At 64.5% G+C, this 16,492-nt stretch carries 13 protein-coding genes; 12 read left to right on the top strand and 1 reads right to left on the bottom strand.

Translation table 11 applies throughout. The features are described from left to right. The first annotated feature begins 4 nt into the window (after positions 1 to 4). The 12 genes from QRN10_RS02500 (at position 5) to QRN10_RS02445 (ending at position 13,717) form a co-directional block, all read left to right on the top strand. Positions 5 to 883 carry a polysaccharide deacetylase family protein gene (locus tag QRN10_RS02500; protein ID WP_266248086.1) on the top strand — a complete coding sequence of 293 codons (879 nt, stop codon included), beginning with the start codon at positions 5 to 7 and terminating at the stop codon, positions 881 to 883. 23 nt (positions 884 to 906) lie between these two features. Then, on the top strand, positions 907 to 2,247 hold the full coding sequence (locus tag QRN10_RS02495) for an MFS transporter (RefSeq protein WP_266248087.1): 1,341 nt from the start codon (positions 907 to 909) through the stop codon (positions 2,245 to 2,247). A gap of 10 nt (positions 2,248 to 2,257) precedes the next feature. Then, complete coding sequence (locus QRN10_RS02490; protein WP_285427790.1) at positions 2,258 to 3,019, top strand: SDR family NAD(P)-dependent oxidoreductase; 762 nt, start codon at positions 2,258 to 2,260, stop codon at positions 3,017 to 3,019. A 448-nt stretch (positions 3,020 to 3,467) separates the two neighbouring features. Beyond that, positions 3,468 to 4,217, top strand: coding sequence for an SDR family NAD(P)-dependent oxidoreductase (locus tag QRN10_RS02485; RefSeq protein ID WP_253510655.1), 750 nt, complete (start codon positions 3,468 to 3,470; stop codon positions 4,215 to 4,217). 13 nt (positions 4,218 to 4,230) lie between these two features. Then, positions 4,231 to 4,530 carry a hypothetical protein gene (locus QRN10_RS02480; RefSeq protein WP_181078314.1) on the top strand — a complete coding sequence of 100 codons (300 nt, stop codon included), beginning with the start codon at positions 4,231 to 4,233 and terminating at the stop codon, positions 4,528 to 4,530. Continuing rightward, entirely contained in the window at positions 4,527 to 5,501 is a 975-nt protein-coding gene (locus QRN10_RS02475) for a CobW family GTP-binding protein (RefSeq protein ID WP_181078312.1), read from the top strand. Before QRN10_RS02480 ends, QRN10_RS02475 begins: the two co-directional genes overlap by 4 nt. Then, on the top strand, positions 5,498 to 6,676 hold the full coding sequence (locus QRN10_RS02470; protein WP_181078309.1) for an ABC transporter substrate-binding protein: 1,179 nt from the start codon (positions 5,498 to 5,500) through the stop codon (positions 6,674 to 6,676). The genes QRN10_RS02475 and QRN10_RS02470 overlap by 4 nt, the downstream gene beginning before the upstream one ends. A gap of 209 nt (positions 6,677 to 6,885) precedes the next feature. Continuing rightward, complete coding sequence (locus tag QRN10_RS02465; protein WP_285427788.1) at positions 6,886 to 9,222, top strand: putative bifunctional diguanylate cyclase/phosphodiesterase; 2,337 nt, start codon at positions 6,886 to 6,888, stop codon at positions 9,220 to 9,222. Positions 9,223 to 9,417: 195 nt separating this feature from the next. Beyond that, the gene (locus tag QRN10_RS02460; protein WP_285427787.1) at positions 9,418 to 10,095 is read left to right on the top strand and encodes a methylamine utilization protein; all 678 of its coding nucleotides are present in this window, start codon (positions 9,418 to 9,420) and stop codon (positions 10,093 to 10,095) included. Then, complete coding sequence (locus QRN10_RS02455) at positions 10,079 to 12,430, top strand: putative bifunctional diguanylate cyclase/phosphodiesterase (RefSeq protein ID WP_266248096.1); 2,352 nt, start codon at positions 10,079 to 10,081, stop codon at positions 12,428 to 12,430. The genes QRN10_RS02460 and QRN10_RS02455 overlap by 17 nt, the downstream gene beginning before the upstream one ends. Before the next feature lie 37 nt (positions 12,431 to 12,467). Beyond that, positions 12,468 to 13,298, top strand: coding sequence for a DUF3034 family protein (locus QRN10_RS02450; RefSeq protein WP_253512057.1), 831 nt, complete (start codon positions 12,468 to 12,470; stop codon positions 13,296 to 13,298). Next, positions 13,298 to 13,717, top strand: coding sequence for a group I truncated hemoglobin (locus QRN10_RS02445; RefSeq protein WP_370694745.1), 420 nt, complete (start codon positions 13,298 to 13,300; stop codon positions 13,715 to 13,717). Before QRN10_RS02450 ends, QRN10_RS02445 begins: the two co-directional genes overlap by 1 nt. 285 nt (positions 13,718 to 14,002) lie before the next feature. Here the strand turns inward: QRN10_RS02445 and QRN10_RS02440 are convergent, their stop codons facing one another. Beyond that, complete coding sequence (locus QRN10_RS02440; RefSeq protein ID WP_253510661.1) at positions 14,003 to 16,420, bottom strand: glucose/quinate/shikimate family membrane-bound PQQ-dependent dehydrogenase; 2,418 nt, start codon at positions 16,418 to 16,420, stop codon at positions 14,003 to 14,005. Between the last annotated feature and the right edge of the window lie 72 nt (positions 16,421 to 16,492).

The following is a 16,492-nucleotide window of genomic DNA, read 5'->3' as shown; positions in this document are numbered from 1 at the left end:
CACCATGGCTAAAGACATCCTCTGTGCATTTGGCGTCGACGTTGACGCCGTCGCCGGCTGGCTCGGTTCCTACGGCGGCGAAGACTCGCCGGACGACATCTCCCGCGGCCTGTTCGCTGGCGAAGTCGGCGCGCCGCGCCTGCTCAAGTTGTTCGAGCGCTACGGCCTGCGCACCACCTGGTTTATTCCCGGTCACTCGATGGAAACCTTCCCCGAGCAGATGAAGGCGGTGGCCGAGGCCGGCCACGAAATCGGTGTGCATGGCTACAGCCACGAAAATCCGATTGCGATGACCGCCGAGCAGGAAGAAATCGTCCTCGACAAGTCCATCGAACTGATCACCCAGGTCACCGGCAAACGCCCCACCGGCTACGTTGCGCCGTGGTGGGAATTCAGCAAGGTCACCAACGAGCTGCTGCTGAAAAAAGGCATCAAGTACGACCACAGCCTGATGCACAACGACTTCCACCCCTACTACGTACGCAAGGGCGACAGCTGGACCAAGATCGACTACAGCCAGCACCCCGACACCTGGATGAAACCCCTGGTGCGCGGCGAAGAAACCGACCTGGTGGAGATCCCGGCCAACTGGTACCTGGATGACCTGCCGCCGATGATGTTCATCAAGAAAGCCCCCAACAGCCACGGCTTCGTCAACCCGCGTCACCTCGAAGAAATGTGGCGCGACCAGTTCGACTGGGTCTACCGCGAACACGAACACGCGGTGTTCACCATGACCATCCACCCCGACGTATCCGGCCGTCCGCAAGTGCTGCTGATGCTCGAGCGCCTGATCGAGCACATCCAGGGCCATGCCGGGGTGCGTTTTGTCACGTTCGATGAAATCGCCGACGACTTTATCCGTCGCCAACCGCGTACCTGACCCCATCCCTTGAGGCGCCACCCATGTCCATCTACAACAAGCTTGACCTGACCGGTTGGAAGCCCCGGCAACTGTCGTCCCAGGAAGTGCGCTTCGCCACCTGGATCGCGTTTTTCGCCTGGGTGTTTGCGGTGTACGACTTCATCCTGTTCGGCACCTTGCTGCCGGAGATCGGCCGGCATTTCGGCTGGGGCGAAGTGGAGCAAGCCGAGATCGCGACCTGGGTGGCGGTGGGCACCGCCGTAGTCGCCCTGGCCATCGGCCCCATCGTCGACAAGTTGGGGCGACGCAAAGGGATTATTTTCACCGTGGCCGGGTCGGCGCTGTGTTCGGCGCTGACCGCGATCGGCGGGGCATGGGGCAAGTCGCCGCTGATTCTGATCCGTTCCCTGGGCGGTCTGGGCTATGCCGAAGAAACCGTCAACGCCACCTACCTGACCGAACTGTACGGCGCCTCGCAAGACCCGCGACTGACCAAACGTCGCGGCTTCATCTACAGCCTGGTGCAGGGCGGCTGGCCGGTAGGGGCGTTGATTGCGGCGGGGTTGACCGCGTTATTGCTGCCGGTTATCGGCTGGCAGGGCTGCTTTATCTTCGCGGCGATCCCGGCCATCGTCATCGCAATCATGGCGCGCAAGCTCAAGGAGAGCCCGCAGTTCCAGATCCATCAGCGCATCAGCGAGCTGCGTAAAAGCGGCGCGGTGAACGAAGCGCAGAACGTCGCCGCGACCTATGGCGTGGACTACGACGAACACAGCAAGGCCGGGCTCAAAGCTGCGTTCCGTGGTCCGGCACGCCGCGCCACCCTGGTGATCGGCGCCGCGCTGTTGCTCAACTGGGCGGCGATCCAGGTGTTCAGTGTGCTGGGCACGTCGGTGATCGTCAGCGTGCACCACATCTCGTTCGAGAACTCGCTGATCATCCTGGTGCTGTCGAACCTGGTGGGTTACTGCGGCTACCTCAGCCATGGCTGGATGGGCGACAAGATCGGCCGCCGCAATGTGATCGGCCTGGGCTGGATGCTTGGCGGCCTGTCGTTCGCCGGCATGCTGTTCGGCCCCAGCAACATGGCCATGGTGGTCGGTTTGTATAGCCTGGGCCTGTTCTTCCTGATCGGGCCGTACTCGGCGGCGCTGTTCTTTATCAGCGAAAGCTTCCCCACCAGCATCCGCGCCACCGGCGGCGCGATCATCCATGCCATGGGGCCTATCGGTGCGGTGGTGGCAGGCTTTGGTGCCACCCAGGTGTTGTCCGCCGGCAGCGACTGGCAGACCGCCGCGCTGTGGTTCGGCGCGGTGCCGTGCTTCCTGTCCGGTGCGCTGATGTTCGCCGCGCGCCATGTCCGCCCGGAAACCGTGCAGTAAGGAGTGGGAGATGAATCGTAAAGTTGCCTTGATCACCGGTGCCGCCAGCGGCATCGGCCAAGCCCTCGCCGTGGCCTATGCGCGCAGCGGCGTGACGGTGGTGGGCGGGTATTTCCCGGCCGATCCCCATGACCCGCACACCACCGTGAGCCTGGTGCAACAGGCCGGCGGCGTGTGCCTGATGCTGCCGCTGGACGTGGGCGACACCGCCTCGGTGGACGCCTTGGCCGCACAGGCCATGCAGCATTTCGGTCGGCTCGACTATGCGGTGGCCAACGCCGGCCTGCTGCGTCGCGCACCGTTGCTGGAGATGACCGATGCGCTGTGGAACGAGATGCTCAATGTCGACCTGACCGGCGTCATGCGCACGTTCCGCGCCGCCAGCCGGCATATGCGCGAGGGCGGCGCCTTGGTGGCAATCTCGTCGATTGCCGGCGGCGTGTATGGCTGGCAGGACCATAGTCACTACGCCGCCGCCAAGGCTGGTGTGCCGGGGTTATGCCGCTCCCTGGCGGTGGAACTGGCGCCACTGGGCATTCGGTGCAACGCAGTGATCCCGGGGTTGATCGAGACGCCGCAGTCCCTGGACGCAAAAAACTCCCTCGGCCCTGAAGGCCTGGCCAAAGCCGCCCGCGCTATTCCGTTGGGCCGGGTAGGGCGGGCGGATGAAGTGGCGTCGCTGGTGCAGTTCTTGACCAGTGATGCGTCCAGCTACCTGACCGGCCAGAGCATCGTCATCGACGGTGGCCTGACCGTACGCTGGCCTGACTGATGGGTGGGAGGGAGCTTGCCCTCGATGGTGGTGGGTCAGACACAGCTGTCCTGGCTGAACCGCCGCAATCAGGGGCAAGCCCCCTCCCACATTGGAATGCCGCTGCCCGACGGATGTACTCGCTTTAACGGTGGGAGGGGGCAAGCTCCCTCCCACATTGGAATGCCGCTGGACGACGGATGTACTCGCTTTAACGGTGGGAGGGGGCAAGCCCCCTCCCACATTGGAATGCCGCTGCCCGACGGATGTACTCGCTTTAACGGTGTGAGGGGGCAAGCTCCCTCTCACATTGGAAGGACACTGGCCCGGCGGATGTACTGGCTTCAACTGTGGGAGGGGGCTTGCCCCCGATGGGGGTGTGCCAGACACAGCTGTCCTGGCTGAACCGCTGCAATCGGGGGGCAGACCCCTCTCACATTGGAATTGTGTTTGTTTCTGGAGAATCGATATGCCCCAACTCACTGATCGTCGCGCTGTGATCACCGGTGCCGGCAGCGGCATTGGTGCCGCCATTGCCCGGGCCTTTGCAATTGAAGGTGCGCGCCTGTTGTTGGCCGACCGCAATGCCGCCAGCCTCGCCGAAACCGCCATCACCTGCCGCAACCTGGGGGCCGAGGTGGTCGAGTGCGTGGCCGATGTCGGTACGGTCGAAGGCGCTCAGGCCGGGGTCGACCGGTGTGTCGAGCACTTCGGCGGCATCGATATTCTGGTCAACAACGCCGGCATGCTGACCCAGGCGCGTTGCGTCGATCTGTCCATCGAAAGGTGGAACGACATGCTGCGCGTCGACCTCACCAGCGTATTCGTCGCCAGTCAGCGCGCCTTGCCGCACATGCTGGCGCAGCGCTGGGGGCGGATTATCAACGTGGCCTCGCAATTGGGCATCAAGGGCGGCGCCGAGCTGAGCCACTACGCCGCCGCCAAGGCCGGGGTGATTGGCTTTACCAAGTCCCTGGCTCTGGAAGTCGCCAAGGACAACGTGCTGGTCAACGCCATCGCCCCCGGCCCGATCGAAACGCCGTTGGTAGGCGGGATCAGCGCGGCCTGGAAACGCGCCAAGGCTGCCGAGTTACCTCTGGGTCGCTTCGGCCTGGCCGATGAAGTGGCGCCCACCGCCGTGCTGCTGGCCAGCGAGCCGGGCGGCAATCTGTTCGTCGGCCAGACGCTGGGCCCGAATGCCGGCGATGTCATGCCATGAGCGGGGTATAGCCATGTGCGGACTCTGCGGACTGCTCGGCGAAGACCTGCATTGGAGCGACCCCTTGGGCGATGCCGTGCCCAGGCGCCGTGAGCGCCTGCGCCGCATCGCCGCGATCAACCAGGTGCTCGCAGTGTTCCGCCTCAAAGTCGAAGACTTCCAGGGCGCCTCCTATTTGCTGATGGGCGCGACCGGCAAACAGGCCCTGGCCAGCGGCCTGGATCAGCTCTGGCAGGCGGCCGAAAGCATGCTCGGCCGCCCGTTGGACCCGCTCGACCCAAGGCTGTTGGATCACTTGGAGTCAACCTCATGAGCATTGCCTTGAATGTCATCACCGGCTTCCTCGGCAGCGGCAAGACCACCTTGCTCACGCGCCTGTTGCAAGGTGAAAGCCTGGGCGAAACGGCGTTGTTGATCAACGAATTCGGCGATGTGGGCATTGACCATCTGTTGGTCGAAGAGGTCGCGCCGGACACCGTGCTGCTGCCCGGCGGCTGTATCTGCTGTTCGATTCGCGGCGAGTTGAAAGACGCGCTGCTGGCCCTGTTGCAGCGCCGCGAGCGCGGTGAGATCCCGGCGTTCAAGCGCGTGATCCTGGAAACCACCGGCCTGGCCGACCCGGCGCCGATCCTGGCCACACTGAACAATGACGCGCAACTGCGCGGGCGTTTCCATATAGGCCTGGTCATCACGTTAGTGGACGCCAGCCACGCCGCCCTGCAGGAGCGTCTGCACCCTGAGTGGCTGGCTCAGGTAGCGGCGGCCGACCGCCTGCTGCTGAGCAAGACCGACCTGGCCGGCGACTGCACGTGGTTGCGCGCGCATTTGCGGGCGCTGAACGCCGGTACACCGATCCTCGATACCCACGCCATCCTCAGCGGCGACCAATTGCTGCTGGGCGAAGGTGTGCGCAGCGCCGAGCCCGCGCTGGAGGTGCAGCGCTGGCAATTGCACCGATCCACCACCGCGACCCACGGCGCCGCGCAGGTGTGCTGCCTGACCTTCGAACAGCCGCTGGACTGGGTGGGCTTCGGGGTGTGGTTGTCGATGCTGCTAAGATGCCACGGCGACCGAATCCTCCGGGTCAAAGGACTGCTCAACGTGAACGCCAGTACCGCCCCCATCGTCATTCATGGCGTGCAGCATTGCCTGCATGCGCCGGTGCACTTGCCTGCATGGCCGGGCAGCGACCGCCAATCACGCTTGGTATTTATCCTGCGCGGCCTGGATGCCGCGCGGTTACGCCGATCGTTCGAGGTGTTTTCGCGGCGGTTCGCCCGATGATTACGCTGCGCGTCCTCGGCACCTCCGTGACCTTGCTCGAAACCTTGCGCGTGCGGGCCGAGCAGGAACTTGGCATCCGCCTGGTCTACCAGGTGCACGATGTCGAGCAGGCCCAGCGCATTGCGGTGATGCAACCCGACAGCTACGACCTTTATGACCAATGGTTCCATAACGTCGATTTCGTCTGGCCGGCGCGGGCGATCCAGCCCATCGACACGCGACGCATCGCGCTGTGGCACGAGATCAACGACCTGCCCAAGCGCGGGCGCCTCAGCCCCGGTGACCGCCTGGGCAGCGGCAGCGTGCCCAGCGAGCGCCTGTTCGTGCAGCACGACGGCAGCCTCGGCAGCACCGTGACCGAACGCATCAGCATGCTGCCCCTGACCCACAATGCCGACAGTTTTGCCTACCGCCCGGAGCGTCTGCCCGACGGCTTTTGCCACGGCAATGAAAGCTGGGGCTGGCTGCTGGACCCGGCATGGCGCGCGCGTACCGCGCTGCAAAGCGACGCCGCCATCGGCGCGCTGGATGCCGCGTTGGCGGTGCAGGGCGCCGGGCTCGCCAGCTTCAAGGACATTGGCAACATGAGCATCGAAGACATCGACGTGCTCGCCGATATCCTGGTGCGCAAGCAGAAGGAAGGGCACTTCGCAGCGTTCTGGTCGGACGACAAAGAAGCCGCGCAACTGATGCTCAGCCCGAATATTGATATCCAGAGTCTGTGGTCGCCGACCCTGATGCGCCTGCATCGTGCCGGCGTTAAATACCGCCTGGCGGTGCCGCGTGAAGGTTATCGCGCCTGGTTCGGTGGCTTGTCGCTGTCACGCCATGCCCAGGGGCCGGTGCTGGACGCCGCCTATGCCTACCTCAACTGGTGGCTGTCGGGCTGGCCCGGTGCGGTGATGGCGCGCCAGGGCTATTACATCGGCAACCCGGCCCGTAGTCGCGACCACCTGAGCGCCGCCGAGTGGGATTACTGGTACGCCGGCAAACCCGCACGCGAAGAACTGCCGGGCAGCGACGGCCTGCCGCTGATCGACCGGGGCGAGGTGCGCGACGGCGGTTCCTACGAACAGCGCATGGGCCATATCGCGGTGTGGAACTCGGTAATGGACGAGCACAATTACCTGGTGCGCCGCTGGGGTGATTTCATGCGCGCGCGAGGGCCGGCCTGACGCGCAAAGCCAACCCTCTGTCGCCAATAAGCTGACGGCCAGGCCCCCGGTTTTATTGGGTGGACAAGCGCCTGCCGCGAGCTAATCTGCTCAACACGAATACCCGAATGGGACGGGTATTTTTGACGCCAGGTCAGCTGTCGCAGGGAATGCACATGACACAGGGACGCAGTGGCACAAACATACGAACGTTGCCAGAGGGCACGCCGATGACGTGGCGCCATACGTTCCAGACCCGCATCGCCGGCGTGTGGGCGTTGCTGCTGCTGGTGGTGGTCGTCGCTACCTACTTGGCGGTCCAGGCCGCCACCACTCGCGCCGTGGAAAACCAGGCGCGAGCCCAACTGAAAACCGGCAGCCAGGTGTTCGAACGCCTGCTGGATCTGCGAGGCCGGCGCCTGCAATACGACCTTGACTGGCTCACCGCCGATGGCCCCTTCGTGCATGCAGTGGCCGACGGCGACAGCGCGTCGATCCTGGCGGCGCTGCAGCGCCACGGCAGCGGCATTCGTTCCAGCGAAGTGCTGGTGCTGGGCCTGGACGGTACGGTAAGGGTCAGCACCGCGCCTGGGTTCACCCGCGGCCAGGCCTTCCCCTATGCCGACGCACTGCGTCGCGCACGGCGCAGCGGCCTGCAAATATTGATTGTGACCATGGATCGGCGCCCCTACCTGCTGGTGCAGGACGAGGTGGTCGACGACGTGCCCATCGCTCGTGTGGTCATGGGCGTTCCCATGGACACATTGTTCGCCAATGAGCTGCGCTCCATGAGCAACCTGGAGGTGTCGTTCCTCAGCGTGCGGGACGGGGAGGCCGGTCAATTGTTCAGCACCCAGCCCGACGCCTATCAGGCCGCAGTGCTCAACCTGTTGCGTGGCGCTCACCCGGGCACCGAGGCGCATATCCATCGCTTCTACGGCGAGCGTGTGCTCAGCCAGGTGCGGTCGCTGGGCAACACGGGCGAGGGTGATGACGTGCGGGTGCTGCTGCAAAGCCCGCTGGACCATGCCGTGGAAGCCTTCGCGCCGCTGGATCGGCAATTCCTCGGGATTGCCCTGGCGGTGCTGGTGGTGTCACTGGCCGGCGCATTGTTCCTGGCGCGGCGCGTGTCGCGGCCGCTCACTGCCCTGGTGGAAGCTGCCGGGCGGATCGGTGCCGGTGACTACCGCACGCCGGTGCGGGTGCGGGGCCACGATGAGTTCGGCCTGCTGGCGCGGGCGTTCAACGCCATGCAAAGCGCGATTGCCATGCGTGAACGGCAGCTGGCCCATAACGCTCTGCACGACCCCCTCACCGGCCTGCCCAATCGTGCCCTGGCCATGGAACGCCTGGGCAGTGCGATCAGTGCGCGGCGGCCGGTGGTGCTGCTGTACCTGGGTATCGAAAACTACCGCGCAATCAACGAAGGCTTCGGCCCCCAGGGCGTCGAAGAGATGTTGCGCGAAGCCAGCCGCTGCCTGTCCATGAGCCTGTTGGCCAGCGACACGGCGGCACGTGTGTCCGGCAGCGAATTTCTACTGTTGCTGGAAAATACCCAGGTCGACCGTGCCGTGGCCCGCGCCGACCGTCTCTATGCGCTGCTCACCGAACCCCAGCGCATCGGCCGCGACGAACTGCGCCATCAAGTGAGCATCGGCATCGCGGCGTACCCCACCGATGGTCAGCAGGTGGAAGAGCTGATCAGCCGCGCCGCCATCGCCCGTCACGACGCGGCGACCCTGCCGGGCCATCTGCAGATCTATCAGCAGGACCGCGACCTGGCCCACCAACGCCAGATCACCCTGATCCGCGACTTGCGCCGCGCCGCCGCCGAAGGCGCGCTGCACCTGTGCTACCAGCCCAAGCTCGACCTCAAGCACGGCCAGGTCCGCCAGGCCGAGGCGCTGCTGCGTTGGCAGCATCCCAGGCTGGGGTTGGTCTCGCCCGCCGAGTTCATCCCCCTGGCCGAGCGCACCGGCAGTATGTCCAGCCTCACCTTGTGGGTGATCGAGGAAGCCATCCGCCAGATCGCCGACTGGGCACGGCGAGGCCTGCTGATTCAACTGTCGGTGAACATCTCGGTGGACGACCTGGCCGACGACGACCTGGCGATCCGTGTGACCACGTTGCTCGCGCAGCATGGTGTGGAGGCCCGCCAGATGCTGTTCGAAATCACCGAGAGCGCGATCATGCACGACCCGCGGCAGGCCCTGAGCGTACTCGAGCAATTGCGTGGCTGCGGCATCAGCCTGTCGGTGGATGATTTCGGCACCGGTTATTCTTCTCTGGCCCAGTTGCAGCGCCTGCCGGTGCAGGAGTTGAAGATCGACCAGTCGTTCGTGCGCAACCTCGACAGCGATGGCGGCGATGGGGTGATCGTGCGCTCGACCATCGAGATGAGCCATAACCTGGGACTCAAGGTGGTCGCCGAAGGCGTGGAGTTCGAACCCAGCCTGAGGCTGCTCAAGCAATGGAACTGCGATACCGCCCAGGGTTACCTGATCAGCCGGCCACTCAACGCGATGGCCTTTGAAATGTGGATGCGGCGCGAACGCACGGCGGTCTAGCAATCGCCTTGGCCGGCTTCAGCTTTTTCGCAGAGGGTCGATAACAGTGATGCAGCCTGACCGATTGCAGCGTTTTTTACCGACCAACGGTTTGGCGTCTCCCGTGGCTCAATGGTGGCAATTTGCCTTGATTGCGGCATCATGGCTGTGATCGTTCTTTTTCGCCAAGGCTGGCCGTTTTCTACCGGATCTCCCATGGCCCGATGTGTTCACCTGTTATCCCACCTAATACTGTTGCTGGCGGCGGCCGGTCCTGCTTCGGCAGCGACCCTTGAAGTGCTGATGCAGCAGGCCGACGGGCGCCCGGTCGCCGACGCGGTGGTGACGCTGCAAGGCCCGGCCGGCGCGGCGGCCGTCGTATCCAGCGCCGAGATGGACCAACGCGGCCAGCGCTTCGCGCCGCATGTGCTGGCGGTGCATACCGGCACGCAGGTGCGGTTCCCCAACAGCGACAATATTCGCCACCAGGTGTATTCCTTTTCGACCGCCAAGCGCTTCGAGCTGCGCCTGTACGAAGGCACGCCGACGGCGCCGCTGCTGTTCGACAAGCCGGGTGTGGTAGTGCTGGGCTGCAATATCCATGACTGGATGCTCGGCTACATCTACGTGACCGACGATCCGCACTTCGGCGTCAGTGATGCCCAGGGCCGCGTGCGCCTGGAGCAACTGACTCCGGGCGATTACCGCGCCACGGTGTGGCACCCGCAACTGGCCGATCTGCAGCCGATGGACGGTGGCACCCTGCATATTCCCGCCGCAGGCCTGAGCCACCGTATGCTGCTCACACTTGAGCCCGCGTCGGCGGACCTGCCCCCGGCCCCGACGGCCTTCGGCGACGCTTTCAATCGAGCTGCCCGTGAAACTGCGCAGTAGTTACCAGGCGCGGGTCGCCACGGTCCTGATCCTGCTGCTGCTGGTGGTGATCGGTGCGTTGTATTTCAGCGTCAAGGTCGCCACCCGCCAGGCTGTCCAGGGCCAGGCATCGGCACAGTTGGAGGTGGGGACGCGGGTGTTCGAGCGTTTGCTGGATGTACGCGGCCGGCGCCTGGCCGACGGTGTGCAATTGCTGGCCGCCGACTTCGGCTTTCGCGATGCCGTGGCCAGTGGCGATTCGGCGACGATGCGCTCGGTGCTGCTCAACCACGGCAAACGCATCAATGCCAGCGACATGATCCTGCTGGGCATGGACGGCACAGTCCTGGCCAGCACCGTCGACGAAGTCGCCGAGGGTTCCAGTTTTCGCTATGACCAGGCGTTGCGCGAAATGCGCCGCCAGCGCCAGGCCGCGCTGTTGATCGTGCCATTGCAGGGCACCCCGCACCTGCTGGTGGAAGCGCCGGTGCTGGCGCCGTTGCCGATCGCACGGGTGGTGATGGGCTTCAGCATGGACACGGCATTCGCCGATGAATTGCGCTCGTTGAGCAACCTGGAGGTGTCGTTCCTGGCCATCGACCGCCAGCAGCCGGGAACGCTGGTCAGCACCCAACCCCAGGTACTGCGCGACAGTATCGTCAGCCTGATGCTCGGGCCATCCAGGCATGAGGGTGTGTCCACCACCGAGCACCTCGAACACCGTTTTCTCAGCCAATCGCTGGTATTGGCCACCAATGCCGACAGTCAGGTGCTGGCGTTGCTGCAAAGCCCACTGGATTCGGCGATGCAAGCCTTTGTGCCGCTGGACGAAAAGATCCTCGCCATCGCCCTGGTCGCGCTGGCGGCGTCGTTGATCGGCGCCTTGCTGCTGGCGCGTGGTGTATCGCGGCCGGTGCAGACACTGGCCCAGGCGGCCGAGCGCATCGGGCAGGGCAACTACCAGACCCCGGTGACCCTGACCCGCAGCGATGAACTGGGTCGCCTGGCCCTGGCGCTCAATGCGATGCAAAGCGGCATCGCCGAGCGCGAGCGGCAACTGGCCCACAATGCGCTGCATGACCGGCTCACCGGGTTGCCCAACCGCGCGCTGGCCGTGGAGCGCCTGGGCAGTGCGATTGCCATGCAGCGGCCAATGGCGTTGATTTGCCTGGGCATCGACAACCTGCGCGCCGCCAGCGAAACCGCCGGGCCGGAGGCCGTCGACGCGCTGCTGCTCAACGTCAGCCGGCGCCTGCAGGCCGCGTTGCGTCCACGCGATACGCTGGCGCACCTGATGGCCGACGAGTTTTTACTGCTGCTCGATGGCGCGGGCCGCGACGAAGCGGTAGGCCTGGCCGACAAGCTCCAGCAACTGCTGTTGCGTCCGCAACGTATCGGCGACCACGACCTGGCACTCGACTGCCGCCTGGGCATTGCGGCGTATCCGGCCGATGGCGACACCGCCCACAGCCTGCTTGAGCGCGCGGCGATCGCCATGAAGGATGCCGCGCAGATGCCCGGTCGCCTGCAGGTGTACGAACCGGGGCGCGACCTCGCCCACCGTCGTCAGATCACCCTGATCCGCGACCTGCGCCATGCGCCCGGCCAGGGGCAACTGCTGCTGCATTACCAGCCCAAACTGGATATTCGCCAGGGCCACGTGCGCCAGGCCGAAGCCCTGTTGCGCTGGCAGCATCCGCAGTTCGGTATGGTCTCGCCGGCGGAATTCATTCCCTTGGCCGAGCGCTCGGGCAGCGTTCAGTTGCTGACCCAGTGGGTTATCGAGGAGGGTATCCGCCAGTTGTGCGAATGGAACCGACGCGGCTTGTACCTGCAACTGTCGCTGAACATCTCGGCCGAGGACTTGCTCGGCGATGAGCTGGCCCACCGCGTCTCGACGCTGCTGCGGCGCTATGGCCTGCCGGCCGAACAACTGGTGTTCGAAATCACCGAGAGTGCGGTGATGCGCGAGCCGGAAAAGGCCCTGAAGGTGCTGCACCTGCTGCGTGATTGTGGCATCAGCCTGTCGGTGGATGACTTTGGCACCGGCTATTCGTCACTGGCCCACCTCAAGCGCCTGCCGGTGCAGGAACTGAAGATCGACCAGTCGTTCGTGCGCAACCTGGATGAAACCAGTGAAGACGCGGTGATCGTGCGCTCGACCATCGAGATGAGCCACAACCTGGGCCTCAAGGTGGTCGCCGAAGGCGTCGAATACGCCCACAGCCTGCGCCTGCTGGAGCGCTGGCAGTGCGATACGGCGCAGGGCTATCTGATCAGTCGGCCCTTGAGCGCCGACGCTTTTGAAGCCTGGGTGGCCTTGCCTCTCAGTGCGCAAACTTCGCAGGTGCATTGAGGGCTATGACGTGCGTCTTTCTCTACTGATCGGTTGCATGGCCAGCCTGAGCCTGCCCGCCGCCCTGGCCGATAACGGTCGCCTGATCGCCACCGGCGGCGCCAGCAGCCTGGAGGGCGCGGCGGGTGGCGGCATCACGCCGTGGGCGGTGCTCAGCGGTTATGGCGAACAACACGAGTGGGGCGCGACGGCGTTCGCCACCACGGTCAATCTGCCGGATTATCGGCTCGATGTCGCCGGGTTGGCGCTGGCCTACGACAACCGCGTGGAAGTCTCCTTCGCTCGGCAACGTTTTGACCTGGGCACCTTGGTGCATAAGCTGAACCTACCCGACGACCACCTCGGCCAGGATGTGCTGGGGATAAAAGTGCGGCTGCTCGGCGATGTGATCTACGACCGCTTGCCCCAGGTTTCACTGGGCCTGCAATACAAGCATCAGAATACGTTCGATATTCCGCGCCTGGTCGGCGCCAAGCGTGACAGCGACGTGGAAGGCTACCTGGCCGCCAGCCGTCTGTTCATGGGCGCAGCCTTTGGCTACAACGTGCTGGTCAACGGCGGCCTGCGCTACAGCCGCGCCAATGAAACCGGCCTGCTCGGCTTCGGTGGCGACCGCCGCGACCGTCGCAGCCTGCTCAAGGAGGGCTCGGTGGCGCTGTTGTTCAACCCACGCTGGGCATTGGGCGTGGAGTACCGCGAGAAACCCAACAACCTGTCGTTCGCCGGTGAAAGCGACTGGGCGGATGTGTTTCTGGCTTACTTCCCCAGCAAGCAGGTGTCGTTTGTCCTGGCCTATGCCCGCCTTGGCGAGATCGCCACGTTGGATAACCAGAACGGCACCTACCTGTCTGTCCAGGGGAGTTTCTGATGCGTGTATTACCCGTGCTGCTGCTGGCGCTGCTCAGCGCCTGCGCCCAGCAACCGCCCAAGGACGACAGCCTCTACCGCGACCTCGGTGCCATGCCCGGCATCACTCGCATCGTCGAAGGCATGCTGCTCAACATCGCCCGCGACGACCGCATCGTCGAGCGCTTCCGGCGTATCGACATCCAGCGCCTGCGCAACAAACTGATCGAACAGTTCTGCGTCGAAGCCGGTGGCCCATGCACCTACACCGGCGACAGCATGGCCGAGAGCCACAAAGGCCAGAACGTCAGCCGCAGTGACTTCAACGCATTGGTGGAGGATCTGATCAAAGCGATGGACAGCGAAGGGATCCCAGTGCCCACACAAAACCGCCTGCTCGCTCGCCTGGCGCCCATGCGCGGCGAAGTGATCGAGCACTGACTTCAGCTCCAACCCCTTTCCAGTGGAGGAGGGGGCTTGCCCCCGATGGCCTGCGGCATCTATATAAACCTCACAGGCTGACCCACAACCTTGTGGTGAGCCTGCTCACCACAGCAGGTCTGCTCACCACAAGAACCGCATGTTTTCGAAGGCTTGTAGATAGCTGTGCCCCTATGGCGGCGGGGCAGTGAGAACTTTTTATTGGCTGACCAGCAGCCGTATTGAACCCATGAAAAAGGCGGCTACCCGTAAGGGAAGCCGCCTTTATCTTGCTGCCGGTAACGCTTAGTCCGGCAGTTTGAACGCCATCACATAATCACCCTGCTTGGTGCCCAGGGAGCCGTGACCGCCGGCCATGACCAGCACGTATTGCTTGCCGTCCTTGCCGGTGTAGGTCATCGGGGTGGTCTGGGCGCCGGCTGGCAGGCGGCCTTCCCACAGTTGCTTGCCGTTTTTCACGTCATAGGCACGCAGGTACTGGTCCAGGGTGCCGCTGAGGAACGCCACACCACCGGCGGTGGTGAAGGTGCCGCCCAGGCTCGGTACGCCCATGGTCAGCGGCACTGGAACCGGCGAGCTGTCACGCACGGTGCCGTTTTTGTGCATCCAGATGGTTTTGTGGGTGGTCAGGTCGACCGCCGCCACATAACCCCACGCCGGCGCCTGGCAAGGCAAGCCCATCGGCGACAGCAAAGCTTCGAGGATCACACCGTACGGCGCGCCTTTGTTCGGTTGCACGCCTTCGGTTTCGCTGACGCGCGGGCCTTGCTTGGCGATCTCGGCGGCCGGGATCAGTTTGGATTTGAACGCCATGTAGCTCGGGTTTACGAACGCGATCTGACGTACCGGGTCGACGGAAATGCCACCCCAGTCGAACACGCCGAAGTTACCTGGGTACACGATCGAACCCTGCAGCGACGGCGGGGTGAACGGACCGTCATAGCGCATGGATTTGAAATCGATACGGCACAGCATCTGGTCGAATGGCGTCACGCCCCACATGTCACGCTCTTTGAGCGGCGGTGGCATAAAGTTCAGCTCGGACTTCGGCTGGGTCGGGGAGGTACGGTCGCCCGCCACTGCGCCTTGCGGCACAGCCACTTCGTGGATCGGCACCACCGGCTGGCCGGTTGCACGGTCCAGCACATAGATGCTGCCCTGCTTGGTCGACGCCATCACCGCCTGCTTCACGCCGGCTTCGGTCTTGATGTCGATCAGCGAAGGCTGGCCGCCGACGTCCATGTCCCACAGGTCATGGTGGGTGAACTGGAAGGTCCACTTCACGTGACCGGTGTCGATGTCCAGCGCGGTCAGGCCCGCAGCGTACTTCTCGGAATCATCGGTACGGTCGCCGCCATACTGGTCGGGCATCTGGTTGCCCATCGGCAGGTAGAGCATGCCGAGTTTTTCGTCCACGGCGAACATGGACCACATGTTCGGCGAGTTACGGGTGTAGGTCTTGCCCTCGGCCAACGGGGTGGTGTCGTCCGGGTTGCCGCTGTCCCAGTTCCACACCAGCTTGCCGGTGTGCACGTCGAATGCGCGGATCACACCGCTTGGCTCGTCGACGGAAACGTTGTCGGTCACATGACCACCGATGACCACCAGGTTTTTGGTCACGGCCGGTGGCGAAGTGGAGTAGTAACCGCCTGGGGCGAAGCTACCGATATTGGCACGCAGGTCGACCTGGCCTTTGTCGCCGAAGTCTTCGCACATTTTGCCGGTGTCGGCGTTCAGGGCGATCAGGCGGGTATCGGCGGTCGGTACGAAGATGCGTTTCGGGCAGGCATTCGGCGCGGCGGCCGGGCTGGCGCTGCCGGTCGGGCTCTGTTCGGAGGCATAGGCGGCGTCATCGTGATACGACACGCCACGGCAGGTCATGTGCGCCCAGCCTTTGAAGTTCTCGGCACCCTGGCTGCTGATCTTCGGATCGAAGCGCCAGATTTCCTTGCCGGTGTCCGGGTCCAGCGCGATCACTTGGCTGTGCGGTGTGCACACGTAGAGCATGCCGTTGACTTTCAGCGGGGTGTTTTCCGCGGTGGTCTCGCCCGGATCGTTAGGGCCTGGGATGTCGCCGGTGCGGTAGGTCCACGCCGGCACCAGTTTGTGCGCGTTCTCCGGAGTGATCTGCGCCAGCGGCGAGTAGCGATCACCAAAGGCCGAACGGCCGTAGGAATTCCAGTCACCATCGGCCTGGGCCGGCGCAGCGCTGGCCATGCCCGGCACGGCGTCACGGTCCAGTTCGCCGGTCTTGACCATTTCACCGGGGTTGGTGAATTGGCTGGCCAGGGCGGTCGCACCGGCCAGCACCACGGCCACGCTCAGCGCGCCGGTGCCCAGCGGCGCAGGCTGGCCGCGCAGCAACGGACGGCGAACCCACGGCAGCAGCATGACGATGCCCAGGGCGAACAGCAGCGCCAGGCGCGGTACCAGTTGCCACCAATCCAGGCCGACTTCCCACAATGCCCACACGGTGCTGGCAAACAGCACCAGTGCGTACAGGCCCAGCGCCGCGCGGCGGGTGGCCAGCAGCAGAACGCCGGTGAGGGTAATACCGATACCGGCCAACAGGTAGTACAGCGACCCGCCGAGCGTAGTCAGCTTGATACCGCCGGCCAGCAGGGCCAGGCCCATGATCAGCAGCAAGACGCCGAGCAGCCTAGGCAGCAGGCGGCTTGGGCTCGAAGCACCATCAGTGCTCATAGTGTGTTTCTCCGTGACGTTGGAATAGTTGTGTAACCCCGTGCTTCACTCACTGTAGATGACGATTCGGCG

Source organism: Pseudomonas sp. lyk4-R2A-8 (assembly GCF_030209095.1).
GTDB classification, from domain to species: domain Bacteria; phylum Pseudomonadota; class Gammaproteobacteria; order Pseudomonadales; family Pseudomonadaceae; genus Aquipseudomonas; species Aquipseudomonas quebecensis.
Note: the sequence above shows the minus strand (reverse complement) of the source record. Positions and strands in the feature narration are given on the sequence as shown.